We start from the raw sequence: 16,540 nt of genomic DNA, 5'->3' as shown, positions 1-16,540 counted from the left end.
CGGAGATTGTCGGTGTCGGGGTTGGCGCTGATATCAGGCGGTGACGCCCTGAAATCAAGCGCGCAGCGCCGCCTCGCTTCCCGCACGCCTCGGCTCAGGCCTCCCGCGGGGGCGGCGAGTCGATCAGCGCATCGAGCCCTTCGGCCCGAAGCGCGGCCACGTCGCTGGCGAAGACTTCCATCACGGCCGTCCGAATCGCCACCTGGCGGTCGGGCTGGGTCACCCGGGTGCCGGTGAGGTCGGTGACGTAGAACACGTCCACCGCCCGCTCGCCGAAGGTCGCCACATGGGCCGAGGTGATGTTGAGGCTGAGCCGGCTGAGCGCCGTGGTCAGTTCGTAGAGGAGGCCCGGGCGGTCGAGGCCGGTGATCTCGATCACGGTCTCGCGGCTCGACAGGGCATTGTCGATCGCCATGTCGGGCGGCACCAGGAAGGTCCGCGACCGCTCGCTCGGCGGGTGCTTGTCGGCCACGAGGTCGGCGATGCGGATCTCGCCGCGCAGCGCCTTCTCGATCGCGGCGGTGATGCGGCCGGCCCGGCGCAGCTCGTCCTCGTCCCGCTCGAAGGCGCGCGAGATGAAGATCGAATCGAGGGCGAAACCGTCCGTGGTGGTGAAGATCTGCGCGTCGACGATGTTGCCCCCCGAGGCCGCGCAGGCCCCCGTGACGATGGCGAGCAGGCGCGGATGATCCGGCGAGTAGATCGTCAGCTCGGTGACGCCGCGGACCGGATCGGTCTCCGTGGCGGTGGCCACGGTGCGCCCCTCGGCCGTCAGCGCCTTGACGAAGCCCGCGTGCTTGTACTGGCGGGTGGTGTCGACCTTCAGCCAGTAGGCCTGGTTGTGGCGCGCCGCGTAGGCGTCGAACAGTTCGGCCTGCCAGTCGCTGAGCTGCTCGCGCAGGGCCATCTGGATCAGGCGGACCCGGTCGGTGCGGGCGATCTCCGAATGGCCGCCGGAGAGCACCACCTCGGTCTCGTCGTAGAGGGTGCGAATCAGGGTGCCCTTCCAGGCGGTCCAGACGCCCGGTCCCACGGCCTTGATGTCGGCCACGGTCAGGATGGTGAGGAGCTTCAGGCGCTCCAGGGTCTGCACCACGCCGGCGAACTTCTCGATGGTCTTCGGGTCCGAGAGGTCGCGGCTCTGGGCGGTCATCGACATCAGCAGGTGATGCTCCACCAGCCAGGCCATGAGTTCGGTCTCGGCCGGGGTCAGGCCGAAGCGCGGCCCGAGCTTCTCCGCGATGGCGGCGCCCGCGATGGAATGGTCCTCGGGCCGGCCCTTGGCGATGTCGTGCAGCAGCACGGTGACGTAGAGGGCGCGCCGGTTGCTGATCGTGTTGATCAGGCGGGTGGCGAGGGGGTGCTCCTCCTCGGTGCGCCCGGACTCGATGGCCGAGAGCACCCCGAGGGCGCGCAGCAGGTGCTCGTCCACCGTGAAGTGATGGTACATGTTGAACTGCATCATCGCGACGATGCGGCCGAAATCCGGGATGAAGCGACCGAGCACGCCGGCCTCGTTCATCAGCCGCAGGATCGTCTCGGGCGAGTTCTTCGAGGTCAGGATGTCGAGGAAGAGCCGGTTGGCCTCCTCGTCCGCCCGCAGGGAATGGCCGATCAGGCGCAGGGCGCGGTTGGCCGCCCGGGTGGCGTCGGGGTGGATCGGCAGGTTGTGCCGGTCGGCGAGCCAGAACAGCCGGATCAGGTTCACGGGGTCGCGGCTGAAGGCGTCCGTGTCGCGCAGGTTGATGCGGCCGTGATCGTCGACGAAGTCCTCCGCCTCGATGGCGGTGGCGCGGAAGCGGTCGCGGAACCGGCCGATCCAGCGGTCGAGCACCGGGGTGCGCTTGGCATGGCGCGCCTCCAGCGCCGCGCAGACGATGGCGGTGAGGTCCCCGACCTCTTTGGCGATCAGGAAGTAGGCCTTCATGAAGCGCTCGACGCCGGAGAGCCCGCCGCGGGGCTCGTAGCCGAAGCGCTCGGCGATCTTCGGCTGCAGGCCGAAGGACAGGCGCTCCTCGGCCCGGCCCGTGACGAAGTGCATGTGGCAGCGCACCCGCCACAGCAGCTCGTCGCAGCGCTCGAACACCCGGTACTCCTCGGGCGTGAACAGGCCGGCGGCCACGAGCTCGCTCTGGTCGCGGACCCGGTAGGTGTACTTGGCGATCCAGAACAGGGTGTTGAGGTCGCGCAGGCCTCCCTTGCCGTCCTTGACGTTGGGCTCAACGAGGTAGCGCGAGGCGCCCGCCTTCGAGACCCGCGCGTCGCGCTCGCGCAGCTTCGCCTCGACGAATTCCGGTGCGGTCCACATCACCAGCTCGGTGTCGAAGCGGGTGACGAGCTCCTCGAACAGGGCGCGGGTGCCGAACAGGTAGCGCGCCTCGAGGAGCGAGGTCCGGATGGTCATGTCGGCCCGGCCCTCGCGCAGGCACTCCTCCACCGAGCGGGTGGCGTGGCCGACCTTCAGCTTGAGGTCCCAGAGGACGTAGAGCATCGCCTCGACGACGCTCTCGGACCAGGCGGTCTGCTTGTAGGGCAGCAGGAACAGGAGATCGATGTCCGAGCCCGGGGCCATGGTGCCCCGGCCGTAGCCGCCGGTGGCCACCACGGCGAGCTGCTCGCCGGTGGAGGGATTGTCGTTCGGATAGAGCCGCCACACCACCGCGTCGTGGATGGTGCGGATCACCGCGTCGGTGAGGCGGCTCAGGCGCTGGGCGCAGGCGATGCCGTCGCGCTCCTCCAGGAGCCGCGCCTCGGCATCGGCGCGCCCGAGCTCGATCACCCGGCGCAGCTCCGGCACCAGGACCGCCCGCAGGCGCGTCGCCTCGCGGGCGTCGCGGTCCAGGTTCTCGAGGATGTCGTGGAGGGCGGCGACGGCGTCGAACATGGCCAACCCCGTTAGCATGTTGGCAGAATGACGCCAGCGGCATCACCGCGCGGGCCCCGCGCAGCGGCGGGATCGCGACGCGTTTTGTCCCGCGTCCCGCGCCGTCGCGGCGTTCTGCGTTCCGGCCTGCGATGATCCGGCGGGCCACGGTTGCGCCGCAAGCCGGCGCTAGCGCTGCGTCGTCTCCGATCCGAACCCTGCCGCCCCGCGCACCTCAGCATTCACGAAGGCTCCCGATGCGTTCGATCCTGCCTCCGATGTCCGTCCGCCCCGCCCGGGTCCTCGTCGCTCTGGCCGGCCTTCTCCCGGCCCTGGCCGCGCCGGCTTGGGCCGCTTCCTTCGAGTTCGTGCCGGCGCCCCAGATCGACCTGAACCGGGTCTATCGCGTCGACAAGGTCACGGGCGAGGTGACCTCCTGCCAGTACGGCCTGCGCGAGGGTGCGGTGGGCAGCGTCGGCGTCACCGTCTGCTACGGCGCCGGCGAGGGTGCCAGCGCCCAGGCCCCGTCGGAATACGGCCTGGTCGCCTCCCGCCACACCCGCGAGGCGGGGGTGTTCCGGGTCAATTACCGCACCGGCGAGATGAGCATCTGCTACGTGCAGCTGCAGAAGGAGGCGGTGGTCTGCACCGCGCAGGCGAATCCGGCGAGCCCGGGGGCCGACGAGGCCCCGGCCACAGGCGCCGCGCCGGGTCGGGTAGGTCCGAGCGCCACGCCGCCCCAGGGCACCCGGCCCTGACCGAGCCCTCTCCCGACCGCAACCCCTGTCTCGAGCGCAACTCCTGGCACGCCGCGTTGGACCGTCCGGCCCGGCGTGCTAGGGGCACCGGGCGCGCCGGCCGGCCGCTGGCGCGCCCCAGTCGATTCGCCCCTCGCCCGAGCCCTCCCATGCCGCACGCCTTCCCCCTCCCCGCCGCCGGAGCCTTCGCGTGAGCGGGCCGGATCTGCGCCGCGCGGCGGCCGAGGTCGCGGTCGGACTGGTGACGCCCGGGATGCGGCTGGGGATCGGAACCGGGTCCACCGCCAACGTCTTCGTCGAACTCCTGGGGGCCCGCGTCCGGGATGGCCTCGACGTCGTCGGCGTGCCCACCTCCGAGGCGACCCGGGTCGCGGCCGAGGCCGCCGGCATCCGCCTCGCCACCCTGGACGCGCTGCCCGAACTCGACTTGACCATCGACGGCGCGGACGAGATCGACGGGGCGATGCGCCTCGTGAAGGGCGGCGGCGGCGCGTTGCTCCGCGAGAAGATCGTCGCCTTCGCCAGCCACCGGATGGTGGTGATCGCGGATGCCGCCAAGCGCGTCGAGACCCTCGGGGCGTTCCCGCTGCCGATCGAGGTCAACGCCTTCGGCCTCGGCGCCACCCGCCGGGCCGTGGCCGCCGCCCTGCAGGCGAGCGGCTGCACCGGCCAGCTCGTCCTGCGGGCCCGGGACGGCACGCCCTTCGTCAGCGATGGCGGCCACCACATCCTCGACGCCCATCTCGGACGCATCCCGGATCCCGAGGCCTTGTCGGGTGCCCTCTGGGCCGTGCCGGGCGTCGTCGAGCACGGCCTGTTCCTCGGCCTCGCCACCGGAGCCATCCTGGCCGAGGCGCGCGACGGGCAGGCGGTGGTGAGCCGGCTCGGAACCGTCTGAGGGCGCTCACCCCCATCTCCCGCCCCTCCCATCCTCCCCTTCGCCGAACCCCTCCCGGAGCGTCCGCCATGTCCCGCCGCCTCGCCGCCCTGGCCGCCCTCGTCCTCGCCAGCGCCCCCCTGGCCGCCCAGGCCCAAGCCCCGGCCCAGAAGCCGCCGGCGGCCAAGCCCGGCGCCAAGCCGTCGACGCCCGCCGCCGCACCAGCGCCAAGCACGCCCGCCGCGCAGACACCCGCCTACTCGGCGAACCACCTGGCCCTCGCCCGCGAGGTCATGCTGAATTCCGGCATCGCCCGGTCGTTCGACTCGATCATCCCGGCCTTCGCCGAGCGGATCCGCCAGGGCGCCGTGACCCGGCCCGAGCTCTCCAAGGACCTCGAGACGGTGCTGACCTCCCTCGAGCCCGAGATGGAGCTGCAGAAGCAGGCGATGATCGATACCGCCGCCCGGATCTACGCCGCGCGCCTGTCCGAGGCCGAGCTGAACGAGATCGCGACCTTCTTCCGCTCGCCCGCCGGCAAGCGCTACGTCGAGACCCAGCCGCAGGTGCTCGACGAGATGGTCCAGGCCATGCAGAACTGGACCCAGGACGTCTCGGAATACATCATGGTTCGGGTGCGTGCCGAGATGGCCAAGAAGGGCCACCAGCTGCAGTAGCGGGCTTCAGGCCGCCGCCGCTTCGACGCGGTTCCGGCCGGTGCTCTTGGCCCGGTACAGGGCGAGGTCGGCCCGCTTGAGCATGTCGGCCGGCCCGACATCCTCGGCCCGGCGCCAGGCCACGCCGATGGACACCGTCACCGGCACCATGAGGGTGTCGCGCTGGATGGCGAACGGCACCGCCTCAATCCGCTCGCGGATGCGCTCGGCGATGGCGTAGGCTCCCTCGGCCTCGGCATCCGGCAGGATGATGACGATCTCCTCGCCGCCGTAGCGGGCCACGATGTCGATGCCGCGCGTATGGGTGCGGATGCGCTCGGCGAAGGCCTTGAGCACCTCGTCGCCGGCCTCGTGGCCGTAGGTGTCGTTGATGGACTTGAAGCGGTCGATGTCGAGCATCAGCGCCGCCACCGGACGGTTGCGCAGGGCCGCCTCGCCGAACAGCGCACCGAGGTGGCTGTCGAGGTAGCGCCGGTTGTGAAGGCCCGTGAGGCCATCGGTGACCGCGAGTTCCATCGAGGCCTGGACGGCGCCCCGCAGGGCGTCCGAGAAGCGGCGGCGGCGCACCTGCGTGCGCACCCGGGCCACGAGTTCGTTCCGGTCCACGGGCCGCATCAGGTAGTCGTGCACGCCGAATTCGAGCCCCCGGATCACCCGGGCGCGGTCGTGCTCCTCGGCGATCATCATCACGGGCATCAGGCGGGTGCGATCGAGGGAGCGCAGCTGGCTGCACAGGCGCAGGCCGTCGAACCCCTGGATGTCGAGGCTGACCAGGGTCAGGTCGAACGCGCCCTCCGCCGCCAGCACCAGGGCCTTGTGCGGGTCGGGCTCGACCGTCAGCGTGTGGTGCTGGCCCAGGGCCGCCGAGAGGCGGTCGGCCGAGCCGGGACGGTCCTCCACGAGGAGGATCGAGGCGTTGAGGCCGGTCTCGGCGGCGGCGAGGGCCAGGGGGTCGCCGATCCCGAAATCCCGCGAGGCCATGGCGCGGGAGCGCAGCTCGTCCGTCACCGCCTTGAGGCGCACGAGGCTGCGCACGCGGGCGAACAGGGCCGTGTCGTCGATGGGCTTCGTCAGAAAGTCGTCCGCACCCGCATCGAGCCCGCGCAGGCGGTCGGAGGGCTGGTCGAGGGCGGTGACCATCACGACGGGCAGGTGGGCCGTGTTGGGATTGCTCTTGAGCCGGCGGCAGACCTCGAACCCGTCCATGCCGGGCATCATCACGTCGAGGAGGACGAGGTCGCAGAGGCCCTTCTCGCAGATCGTCAGCGCGTCGGGGCCGTTCATCGCCGCCAAAACGTCGAAGTATTCCATGGAGAGCTTCGTCTCCAGGAGCTTCACGTTCGGGAAGAGATCATCGACGATCAGAATTCGGGCCGACATCGGTCCTCGCGCAGGGTCGTACTACGGGCCATCGGGAAGGCTATGAGCGAGGCGGGCGGGTCAGGCGGTCCTGGCGTCGCCGAGATACTGTCGGACGGTGGCGAGAAACTTCGCCACCGAGATCGGTTTCGACAGGTAGGCTTCACAACCGCCCTCGCGGATGCGCTCTTCGTCCCCCTTCATGGCGAAGGCCGTGATCGCGATCACCGGGATGGCCTTGAGGTCGTCGTCTTCCTTGAGCCACTTCGTGACTTCGAGGCCGGAGACCTCGGGCAGCTGGATGTCCATGAGGATCAGGTCGGGGCGATGGGCCCGCGCGAGCTCGATCGCCTCGATGCCGTTGGCCGTCTTGAGCGTCGCGTAGCCATGTCCCTCCAACAGGTCGTTGAAGAGCTTCATATTGAGTTCGTTGTCCTCAACGATGAGCACGGTCTTCTTCATGGCCCGTTGTTCCCGGTGCGTGGACGGCCCATTGTCGTTCGACGCATGCCCCGCCTGAGGAGATTTAGCGGATACATGTTGACGAAACGCAAACCCAATAGCGGAGACGAATCCGCCGAAGGCGTGGCCCTGGCGGCCCTCGCCTGGATGGCCACCGACGACGAGCGCCTGTTCGCCTTCCTCAACGCCACCGGGGCGACGCCCGAGACCCTGCGGGCCAGTGCACAGGACCCCGGCTTCCTGGCCGGCATCCTCGATCATATCATGGGTGACGAGGCGACGCTCCTCGCCTGCGCGGAGGCCCTCGACACCAAGCCCGAGCGCATCGCCGCCGCCTGGCGCCGCCTCGGCCCGCCGGAGTTCGACGACGGGATGTAGGCAGGGCCGCGCGGCCGGATATCCCCTGGGATTGTCCCGCGAGGCTCGCCCCGTCCCCGGCCCCGCGCTATGGCTCGACGGCTTCGCGCGGGCGCCGTCCGCGCCGCGGGCCCTTCGATGCGGCCCCTCGCCGGAGACCCCTCGCCCATGTCCCTCGCCAGCCTCTCGACGACCTGGGCCCCGCGCCTCCTCAGCATCCTGCGCATCGTGGCAGGCCTGCTCTTCCTGGAGCACGGCACGCAGAAGCTGTTCGGCTTTCCCCTCCGGATGGGTGGGGGAGCGGGCCCCGCGATGATGTCGCTCCTGTGGTTCGCCGCCATCCTCGAAACCCTGGGCGGCGTGCTCATCATCCTGGGCCTGTTCACCCGGCCGGTGGCGTTCCTGCTCTCCGGCCAGATGGCGGTCGCGTATTTCATCGCCCACCACCCCAAGAGCCCGTTCCCGGCCCTCAACGGCGGCGATGCCGCGATCCTGTTCTGCTTCGTCTTCCTCTACCTGGCGGCCGCCGGCGCCGGCCCGTGGAGCCTCGACGCGCAGCGCCGCGGCCGGTTCTGAGGCGGCCTCCGCGCGGGGCGCGGCTCAGGCGCTGAAGCGCCAGACGCTGCTGCGCTTGACCTCGGCATCCTCCAGGGAGCGGCTCACCGGCACCGTGTAGGTGGCGAGTTCGGTGAGCCGGTCGCGGGGCAGGTAGGAGCGGCCGGGATCGCCCACCAGCACGGTGGCGCCGCGCGCGTGCAGGCCGGACAGCCAGGCGGTGACCCGGGCGGCGAGGTCCTGCTCGTAGAAGATGTCGGCGGCGAGCACCACGGCGGACCCCGGATCGGAGCCGATGAGGTCGCGCGACACCGCCTCGATGCGCTCCGCCACGTCGTTGGCCGCCGCGTTGAGGCCGATGGCCGGGATCGCGAAGGGGTCGAGGTCGCTCGCCGTGACATGCTCCGCGCCGGAGCGCGCCGCCGCGATGGCGACGAGGCCCGAGCCGGAGGCGAAATCGAGCACCCGGCGTCCCGCCACGAGACCGGGATTGTCGAGGATGTAGCGGGCCAGGGCCTGCCCGCCGGCCCAGGCGAAGGCCCAGAACGGCGGCGGCAGACCGATCACCGCCAGCTCGTCCTCGGTCTTCTGCCACAGCTCGGTGGCCTCGTCGGCCACGTGCAGGACGATCTCGGGCGCGTGCGGCACCGGGCGCAGCCGGGTGTTGGCCCGGATGAAGGCGAGGGGATCGGCCGACGGCGTCATACGGGCGTTCTCTGGCGGGGCGTGATCATGCGGGCGTGATCATGCTCGGGCGAACTCGCCGTAGAGCGTGCCGGCGGCGACCGCGAGTCCGTCCGCGCCCGCCAGCGCCAGCGCCGTATCGGCTGGGTCGAGGCCCAGGGCGGCGGCCTCGGCCGCGGTCGCGCAGAGATAGCGGGTGGCCCGGGTGGCGAGGGGGCCCCGCAGCGCCCCGCGCAGGCCGAAGCGCGTCAGGCGCCCGGCGGCGTCCGTGCGGGCGTTCAGGGCCGCGAGGTCGCCGGGCTGGTAGATCCGCGCCGCGATCCCCGACATGGCCGCGGCCGTGCCGCCGACCACGATCGCCCGGAGGCCAATGGCGTGGAGGAGGTCGGCCTCCAGCGCTTTCAGGATTCCGGCGAGCTGGCCCGCCTCGTAGCCCGCCGCCATCGGGTTGAGCCGCGAGGTCCCCAGCGCGAAGGGCACCACCCGGGCGCCCGCCGCCTCGATCGCCCCGCGATGGGCGTCCACCCGCGTCACCACCGTCGCGGATAACCCGGCAGCCCGGGCCGCCGCCACGAGGGGAAGGTCGCGGGCCGCGAAGCCCGTATCGTCGGGGGCGAGGAGGACGAGGCGCCGGGGTGCGGCGGCGGAAGCGGGGATATCCATCGGACGCGATGTAGCACGCTCCGCCCGGAACGAGGCATGGCGGAACAGGGCATGGCGGAACAGGGCATGGCGGAACAGGGACTAGCGCGGGCCCGTTGACGGCGAACCAGATCACCGCAGGGACGGGACCAGCATGGCCACGGCGCGCGACGAAGAGGGCACGGTCGCCGACCCGCGCGACGCCGCCGAGGAAGCGGGCCTGCGCTACGTCGACGACACCATGCCGGGCCTGACGCGTCGGAAGAGCGGGACGGGTTTCGCTTATCGCGACGCCCGGGGCCAGCCGGTGCGGGACGCGAAGACCCTCGCCCGGATCCGCGCCCTGGCGATCCCGCCGGCCTATACCGACGTCTGGATCTGCCCGCGGGCCAACGGCCACATCCAGGCGACGGGCCGCGACGCCAAGGGGCGCAAGCAGTACCGCTACCACCCGGATTTTCGCGCCGCCCGCGACCTCACCAAGTTCGAGCACGTCATGGCCTTCGCCGACGCGCTCCCGGCCATCCGCGCCCGCGTGGATGCCGACATGGGCAAGCGCGACCTTCCCCGTGAGAAGGTGCTGGCCACCGTGGTGCATCTCCTGGAGACCACGCTGATCCGCGTCGGCAACGACGATTACGCCCGCACCAACAAGAGCTTCGGTCTTACGACGCTGCGCGACCGGCACGCCCGGATCGCGGGTTCGGCGCTGACCTTCCGGTTCAAGGGCAAGAGCGGCAAGACCTGGGACCTTGGCCTCAAGGACCGCCGCGTCGCCCGGATCGTCAAGGCCTGCCAGGACCTGCCCGGCCAGGAGCTGTTCCAGTATCGCGACGCGGACGGCACCGTGCGCGACGTGACCTCGGCGGACGTCAACGCCTACCTGCGCGAGATCACCGGCCAGGACATCACCGCCAAGGATTTCCGGACCTGGGCCGGGACCGTCCTGGCCGCCCTGGCGCTGCAGGAATTCGAGGCCTTCGACAGCGAGGCCAAGGCCAAGAAGAACCTGCGCGCCGCCATCGAGGGCGTCGCCGCCCGGCTCGGCAACACGCCGACCATCTGCCGCAAGTGCTACATCCATCCGCAGGTGCTCGACTGCTACCTCGAGGGTGCGCTCCTCCTGCAGATCAAGGACGCGGTGGAGGACGAGCTGCGCGAGGACCTCACCGTGCTGAAGCCCGAGGAGGCCGCCGTGCTCGGCCTGCTCCAGGCACGCCTCGCCGAGGTCAAGGACGGCCAGGGCCGCGATCTCTCGACCGGAGCGGGAAGCCCCGGTGCGCGCAAGGCCACGCGCCGCCGGGCCACCAAGGCGGCGAAGTCCCTGGCTGCCCCGGCAGCCGCCGCAGAGGCGCCCGCGGCCAAGGAAGCGAAAGCCAAGGAAGCGACAGCCAAGGCGGCGACAGCCAAGATGTCGAAAGCCAAGAAGTCGGCCGCGGAGGCGGGCCAGGCGGCCTGAGGCGTCGTCGACCGCCCGGTCCGTCCGGGACCCGTGTCGTTTGGGCACGCGGTCCTCGAGGCAACAGCCGCACCCCTGGACCGTTGGCGCAGGCTGTCGTCGAGAAGGAAGCCGAAATCCATGACCAAAGTCGCGGTCGTCACCGGAGGAACCGCCGGAATCGGGCTCGCCACCGCCCATCTCTTCGCGCGGCGAGGCTGGGCCGTGGTCGTCATCGCCCGCGATGCCGACCGCCTGCGCGACGCGGAGGCCGACCTGACCGCCTACGGCCGCCCCGTCCTGGGGATCTCGGCCGACGTCGCGGATGCGGAGGCGATCGACGCCGCCGCCGAGCGAATCGAGCGGGAGTTCGGGCCGATCCGGGCCTGGGTCAACAACGCGATGGCGACGATCGTGAACCCGGCCGACCGGATCACGCCCGAGGAGTACCGGCGCGTCACCGAGACGACCTACCTGAGCCAAGTCTACGGGACGCTGGCGGCCCTGCGCCACATGAAGCCGCGCAACCGCGGCGCGATCATCCAGGTCTCGTCGGGTCTCGGCATCCGGGCCGCGCCGCTCCAGGCGCCCTACTGCGCGGCGAAGTTCGCGGTCTCGGGCTTCACCGACGCCCTGCGCTCCGAGCTGATCCACGATCGCGTGGATGTCTCCCTCAGCGTGGTCTACCTGCCCGCCGTCAACACCCCGCAGTTCAACTGGGCCCGCAACCGCACCGGCCACGGCCAGTATGCTCCCGATCCGGTCTACGATCCGCGCCTCTGCGCCGAGGCCATCGTCGCCGCGGCGGAGAACCCGAGCCGCGAGGTCTGGGTCGGCCACAGCACGGTGATGATGGCCGCCGCCCAGGCGCTGATGCCGGGCTACGCGGACAAGAAGGCCGCCACGATGTGGTCGGCCCAGCTCACCGACGAACCGGTGCCCGACAAGGCCGGCAACCTGTTCGCCCCGGTGCCCGGCCATGTGGGCATCGACGGGCGATTCTCGGACCGGACCAAGACGACGCGCAGCGCCTACTGGACGAGCCGCGACCGCGACCTCCTCGTGGCCGGGCTGACCGGGGTGGTGGCCCTCGGCCTGTTCGGGGTCGCGACCCTGGCCCGCGCGCCGCGCCGCCTGCTGCCGCGGCGCTGAGGAGCCCCCCGGGCCGCCCCCTGCGACCCGGTCGCCCGCCGCGAACCGGATGCAGCTTCGGCGTCTTCACGCTATAGCTGCTTCAGGGGTCCCTGCCATCGGGGCTCCGCATCGCATGAGGGTTTGCCATGGAAGTCGACGCGCTCCTGCTCTCGCGCATCCAGTTCGGCTTCACCATGGCCTTCCACATCATCTTCCCGGCCTTCACCATCGGGCTGGCGAGCTTCCTCGCCCGCCTGGAGGCGCAGTGGCTCTGGACCGGCAACCCGATGTACCGGAACCTCTACCGGTTCTGGGTGAAGGTCTTCGCGGTCTCGTTCGGCCTCGGCGTCGTCTCCGGCATCGTGATGAGCTACCAGCTCGGCACCAACTGGTCGCGCTACTCCGACTTCACCGGCAACGTGCTCGGGCCGCTGATCCAGTACGAGGTGATCACCGCCTTCTTCCTCGAAGCGGGCTTCCTCGGGATCATGCTGTTCGGCTGGGACCGGGTCGGCGACAGGCTGCACTTCGTCTCCACCTGCATGGTGGCGATCGGCACCCTGATCTCGGCCTTCTGGATCCTGTCGGCCAATTCCTGGATGCAGACGCCGGACGGCTTCGTCGTCGAGAACGGCCGGGCCATCGCCACCGACTGGTGGAAGGTGATCTTCAACCCGTCCTTCCCGATCCGCTACGCCCACATGGTCCTGGGCTGCTTCCTCACCACGGCCTTCGCGGTGGCGGGCATGTCGGCCTGGATGATCCTGCGGGCGCGCAAGGAGCCGGCCGAGAAGGTGGCGGGGGCCCGTCTCTCGCTCTCCATGGCGCTCTGGTTCGCGGTGATCTTCACGCCGATCCAGATCTTCGTCGGCGACACCCACGGTCTCGCCGTGCTCAAGCTGCAGCCGACCAAGCTCGCGGCGATCGAGGCGAACTGGGACCGGCAGGACAACATGCCCCTGCTGCTGTTCGCGATCCCCAACATGCAGGCGGAGAAGAACGACTTCGAGATCGGCATCCCGCGCCTCGGCAGCTTCATCCTCACCCACGACTTCTCGGGCGTGGTGCCGGGCCTGAAGGACGTGCCGCCGGACCAGCGTCCGCCGGTCTGGCCGGTCTTCTATTCGTTCCGCATCATGGTCGCGATCGGCATGGCGATGCTGGGCTTGAGCCTGTGGAGCCTCTACCTGCGCTGGAAGGGCACGCTCTTCTCGAACCGCTGGTTCCTCAACGCGGCGATGCTGATGACCCCCTCCGGGTTCGGGGCGGTCCTGTTTGGCTGGTTCACCGCCGAGATCGGACGCCAGCCCTACATCGTCTACGGGCAGCTGCGCACGGCGGACGCCCACTCGCCCCTGACGGTCAACGCCGTGACGACCTCGCTGATCGCCTTCCTGATCGCCTACGCCTTCATCTTCGGGTTCGGCAGCTACTACCTAGCCAAGCTCCTGCGAAAGGGTCCGGAGCCGCTGGAAGAGGCCATCCGGGGCGGCGATGTGGCCCAGAAGCCCAAGCGTCCCCTCTCCGCGGTCAACGAAAGTCTGACCCCCGCCTGAAAAGCGTCTCGCCCGCCTGAAAAACGACTTGCCCGCCCGAGGGGCGTCGCGGCCCGGCTCAGAGCCGGGCCACGGACTCGCTCGCGTGCTGTCCCCGGGGGCGGTCGCCGCCCGTCGAACGGATCGGAGCAGCATCGACCACCGGCGTGAGGCCGAGGTGGCGGGCCAGGGCGACGAGGTCCTTGAGACGCCCGGTCTGGGTCTTGCGGCGCAGGTTGAGGCGGTGGGTCTCCACCGTGCGCACGCTGAGGTTCAGGCGGCGCGCCACCTCCTTGTTGCTGAAGCCGGCGCTCAGGAAGCGCAGGATCTCGGCCTCGCGCGGCGTCAGGCCATCGGCCGGCGCTGCCGCCGCAGCCTCGTCCCAGGTCGGCTCGGCCGGGTTGGCGGCAAGGCTCAGGAGGGCCTCGCAGACGTCGCGCGGCGTCGCCGAGCGGGCGATGAAGGCATCGGCGCCCGCATCCACCAGACGGGTCAGCAGGCCGGCCCGCAGCACCTCGAAGCCGACGAGGACGGCGAGGCCCGGCGCCCGGCCCTTGAGCGCCGCGATCCGGCCGGCAAGGCCCGGCTCGGGCTCCGCGCCGACGAACAGCAAGGCGACCTTGCGCGACGGCCCTCCCGATCCGGGCGCGAGCTCGCCCTCGCTCAAGGTCTGCAGGCGCGGCTCATGCTCGATGACGGCGCGAAACGCGGGTTCGAGCCCGAGGGGCTCGCCGACGATCAAAACTCCCACGGCGTCATTCATGCCGCTGCACTCCCCATTGTCCCACCGCGACACACCGCGGCGTTCCCTGGGAGGTTCAGATCAAGTTCCGTTCCAGAGCTTTACTGTCCAAATCTCAGTCTGGATTCGGGCGAAATCCCTCGAACATTGCCCAAGCCCCGCGGAAATCCGCGGGGTACTTTGGTAAACGCCGGATTTCGTGGTCGGATCGGGAAGCTTGGCGTTTCGCAACGGCACAGGGGCGTCGCCGGATTAACCCTCGATTCGAGACAGGCTCGGACTCAGCCGGCGCGCGCCAGCACGAGGTCGGAGGCGGCGCTCACGACGCGGTTGCGTCCCGTCGTCTTGGCCTCGTAGAGGGCGATGTCGGCCCGCTTGAGAAGCCCCTCGATGGTGTCGCCCTCCGACCACTCGCTGACGCCGAAGCTGCAGGTGAGGCGGATCGGGACCCGGCCGCCGCGAATGCGCAGGGCTTCCATCGAGCGGCGCAGGCGGGTCGCCAAACCCTCGGCCTCGGCGCCGGTGCGATGGGGCAGGACGATGCCGAACTCCTCGCCGCCGAGACGGCCGACGAGGCCGTCGAGGGCGAGTTCGCGGCACACAGCCTGGATCGCCGCGTCGCCGACGTCGTGGCCGTACTCGTCGTTGATGCGCTTGAAGTGATCGATGTCGAGGAGGATGGCCGACATCTTGCCGTGATCCCCCACACGGTCGGCGGTATCGCGCGCTTTCTGCAGGAAGGCGCGCCGGTTGAGCAGGCCCGTCAGCGAGTCCGTGTCGGCGAGGCGGATCAGTTCGCTCTGCATCGTGGTCAGGCGCTCGGCGGCTCGCAGGCGGGCATGCAGCTCCTCCGGTCCCGGCGGCTTCTCGATGAAGTCGTCGGCGCCGCTATCCAGGGCCTCGGCGAGGTTCCGGGCGTTCCGGGCCGAGGACATGGTGATGACGTAGAGGGGACGATTGGCTTCGGCGAGCAGGCGGGCGGACCAGCACAGTTCGAGGCCGCCCAGGGGCCGAACCTCGAGACTGGTAATCAGCACCCGGACCGAGCCGGTATTCTCGACGAAGTTCAGGGCCTCGGCAGAATCGGTGAAGGCCGAGACAGTGTGCCCGTTGGGTTCGAGCAGCGCCGCGATCATCTTGAGCACGACCCGACTGGTGTCGACGAGGACGATATGCATGACGCGGCCTGACCACCTTCACGGTTCTTGACGTGAGAGTGGCACGAACAGATTAACCGCTTGCGAAAGCCGACTCGAAGTCTTCTTCCCGCAACCGCCTTACCGGCGCGAGATCTGGACCGGCGGAACCCGGACGGGAATGACGCGGGCGCCACCGCCCGTCTCGGCGACCGGGGCCGCAGCCTGGAACGGCCCGCCGCGGGCCCGGGTCCGCTCGGCGCCGGCCGCGTCCGACCAGCGCCCCTGGCGGTTGCGCGTCAGAACCCGGGAGCGGCCCGGGGCTGCCGTGCGCAGCGCGGAGGGCTGCCCATCGATGACGTAGACCGTCGGCGTGCCGACCGAGGCGCTGCGGATCCCCGCCACCGTGGGGATGCCGTAAGTGCCGTAGCCCCAGGCGCTGGGCACGAGCTCGCTCGGGCGGGGGAAGCGGGTGAGCGGCGCACCGACATAGTCGCCGTGGAGCAGCGGCCCGCCATAGCCGTTCTCGGAACCGGCATAGGGATCCGTGCCGTAGGCGAGGTCCTGGCCCTGCGCCGTGCCGGCCAAGCCGGAGAGCACCAGGGTGCCGGCGAGGCCGACGACGCGGAGAGAGATTCCCCGGCGCGGCCGGATCTTCGAACAAGTGGTCATGCGGCGCCGAACTCCCACGCTGGCCGATTCGAGAAAGAACCGGCGGCTGCATCCGTCGTTCCCCAAATCCCGGCGGCGTTCAGCGTCGAAGAGTGCTTACAGGGCGTGCCGGGCAGGGTCCCCACGGGAACGGAGCAGCCCCGAGGCGGCGGGCGACCGGACCGATGACACGAAAAAACCCTGCCTCGCGGCAGGGTCGGGTTCGCCGCGGTGGTCTCGGTCCGAAGTCAGCGGCAGGTGGTGACGCGGCGAACGATCCAGCCCTCGCCCTCGACCCAGAGGCGCTTGCGCGAGCGGCTGCAATTGACCGATTCGTCCTCCGATTCGGTCACCGCCGCGACGGGGGTGACGGCCGCCGTCACCACGGCGGTCTTGCCCGGTCCCTGGTTGGCGACCGGGGCCGCCATGGCGCTGGGGACGAGAATGCCCGAGAACCCGGTTCCTGTCAGAACCGTCCCTGCCAAGGCGAAAGCGCCCACGATCGTGGACACGCGCAGTCGATTCGCTACCATCGAAAAGTCTCGCTCGCACATCCCTCGGTGGACGTGCCCTCAACATGTCGGGATCGTGCAACGGTGTGCCCAGCGGCGCGCGTTGCATCTTGGACTGTTAAGTCGCGAGAGGCCGGAAGGGTTGCAGTCAAGAGGGC

The 16,540-nt window shown here is 70.5% G+C and carries 17 protein-coding genes; 8 read left to right on the top strand and 9 right to left on the bottom strand.

The features are described 5' to 3' along the window. Positions 1–94: 94 nt before the first annotated feature. The gene (locus tag CRT23_RS06565) at positions 95–2,884 is read right to left on the bottom strand and encodes a [protein-PII] uridylyltransferase (protein ID WP_055948511.1); all 2,790 of its coding nucleotides are present in this window, start codon (positions 2,882–2,884) and stop codon (positions 95–97) included. Positions 2,885–3,141: 257 nt separating this feature from the next. Between CRT23_RS06565 and CRT23_RS06560 the strand changes: the two genes are divergently transcribed. The 3 genes from CRT23_RS06560 (at position 3,142) to CRT23_RS06550 (ending at position 5,175) form a co-directional block, all read left to right on the top strand. Beyond that, positions 3,142–3,621, top strand: coding sequence for a hypothetical protein (locus tag CRT23_RS06560; RefSeq protein WP_103709081.1), 480 nt, complete (start codon positions 3,142–3,144; stop codon positions 3,619–3,621). Between the two features lie 190 nt (positions 3,622–3,811). Beyond that, positions 3,812–4,519 carry a ribose-5-phosphate isomerase RpiA gene (gene rpiA / locus CRT23_RS06555; protein ID WP_055946242.1) on the top strand — a complete coding sequence of 236 codons (708 nt, stop codon included), beginning with the start codon at positions 3,812–3,814 and terminating at the stop codon, positions 4,517–4,519. A 68-nt stretch (positions 4,520–4,587) separates the two neighbouring features. Next, a complete protein-coding gene (locus CRT23_RS06550; RefSeq protein WP_103709048.1) occupies positions 4,588–5,175 on the top strand; it encodes a DUF2059 domain-containing protein in 588 nt (195 codons plus the stop codon). A 6-nt stretch (positions 5,176–5,181) separates the two neighbouring features. Here the strand turns inward: CRT23_RS06550 and CRT23_RS06545 are convergent, their stop codons facing one another. After that, positions 5,182–6,555 (bottom strand): PleD family two-component system response regulator, encoded by a 1,374-nt coding sequence (locus tag CRT23_RS06545; protein ID WP_103709047.1) that lies wholly within the window; start codon positions 6,553–6,555, stop codon positions 5,182–5,184. Between the two features lie 60 nt (positions 6,556–6,615). Beyond that, positions 6,616–6,996: a response regulator gene (locus CRT23_RS06540; protein WP_055946254.1), complete on the bottom strand. Its 381-nt coding sequence runs from the start codon at positions 6,994–6,996 to the stop codon at positions 6,616–6,618. 75 nt (positions 6,997–7,071) lie between these two features. Here CRT23_RS06540 and CRT23_RS06535 point away from each other — a divergent pair, with 75 nt between their 5' ends. Together CRT23_RS06535 and CRT23_RS06530 are read left to right on the top strand one after the other, a co-directional pair. Beyond that, positions 7,072–7,374 (top strand): DUF3572 domain-containing protein, encoded by a 303-nt coding sequence (locus CRT23_RS06535; RefSeq protein WP_055946257.1) that lies wholly within the window; start codon positions 7,072–7,074, stop codon positions 7,372–7,374. A gap of 147 nt (positions 7,375–7,521) precedes the next feature. Next, on the top strand, positions 7,522–7,929 hold the full coding sequence (locus tag CRT23_RS06530) for a DoxX family protein (protein WP_055946260.1): 408 nt from the start codon (positions 7,522–7,524) through the stop codon (positions 7,927–7,929). A gap of 24 nt (positions 7,930–7,953) precedes the next feature. Here the strand turns inward: CRT23_RS06530 and CRT23_RS06525 are convergent, their stop codons facing one another. Further along, entirely contained in the window at positions 7,954–8,613 is a 660-nt protein-coding gene (locus CRT23_RS06525) for a methyltransferase (protein ID WP_103709046.1), read from the bottom strand. Positions 8,614–8,652: 39 nt separating this feature from the next. After that, entirely contained in the window at positions 8,653–9,255 is a 603-nt protein-coding gene (locus CRT23_RS06520) for a hypothetical protein (protein ID WP_103709045.1), read from the bottom strand. 133 nt (positions 9,256–9,388) lie between these two features. On the opposite strand from CRT23_RS06520, the gene CRT23_RS06515 reads away from it, so the two are divergent. The 3 genes from CRT23_RS06515 (at position 9,389) to CRT23_RS06505 (ending at position 13,362) form a co-directional block, all read left to right on the top strand. Then, positions 9,389–10,693, top strand: a complete 1,305-nt coding sequence (locus tag CRT23_RS06515) for a DNA topoisomerase IB (RefSeq protein ID WP_103709044.1) — start codon at positions 9,389–9,391, stop codon at positions 10,691–10,693. 120 nt (positions 10,694–10,813) lie between these two features. Next, positions 10,814–11,824, top strand: coding sequence for an SDR family oxidoreductase (locus tag CRT23_RS06510; protein WP_103709043.1), 1,011 nt, complete (start codon positions 10,814–10,816; stop codon positions 11,822–11,824). A 128-nt stretch (positions 11,825–11,952) separates the two neighbouring features. Then, positions 11,953–13,362, top strand: a complete 1,410-nt coding sequence (locus CRT23_RS06505; protein WP_055946273.1) for a cytochrome ubiquinol oxidase subunit I — start codon at positions 11,953–11,955, stop codon at positions 13,360–13,362. A gap of 58 nt (positions 13,363–13,420) precedes the next feature. On the opposite strand, the gene CRT23_RS06500 is transcribed toward CRT23_RS06505, so the two are convergent. The 4 genes from CRT23_RS06500 to CRT23_RS06485 all read right to left on the bottom strand — a co-directional run bounded on the left by CRT23_RS06500 (position 13,421) and on the right by CRT23_RS06485 (position 16,388). Further along, on the bottom strand, positions 13,421–14,104 hold the full coding sequence (locus CRT23_RS06500; RefSeq protein WP_103709042.1) for a response regulator transcription factor: 684 nt from the start codon (positions 14,102–14,104) through the stop codon (positions 13,421–13,423). Between the two features lie 260 nt (positions 14,105–14,364). Further along, positions 14,365–15,261 (bottom strand): diguanylate cyclase, encoded by an 897-nt coding sequence (locus CRT23_RS06495; RefSeq protein ID WP_103709041.1) that lies wholly within the window; start codon positions 15,259–15,261, stop codon positions 14,365–14,367. A 99-nt stretch (positions 15,262–15,360) separates the two neighbouring features. Beyond that, positions 15,361–15,891: a hypothetical protein gene (locus CRT23_RS06490; protein ID WP_103709040.1), complete on the bottom strand. Its 531-nt coding sequence runs from the start codon at positions 15,889–15,891 to the stop codon at positions 15,361–15,363. Between the two features lie 227 nt (positions 15,892–16,118). After that, positions 16,119–16,388 (bottom strand): hypothetical protein, encoded by a 270-nt coding sequence (locus tag CRT23_RS06485; RefSeq protein WP_103709080.1) that lies wholly within the window; start codon positions 16,386–16,388, stop codon positions 16,119–16,121. Positions 16,389–16,540 lie beyond the last annotated feature (152 nt).

The sequence above is a fragment of the Methylobacterium sp. V23 genome, assembly GCF_002917135.1.
Classification (GTDB): Bacteria; Pseudomonadota; Alphaproteobacteria; order Rhizobiales; family Beijerinckiaceae; genus Methylobacterium.
Note: the sequence above shows the minus strand (reverse complement) of the source record. Positions and strands in the feature narration are given on the sequence as shown.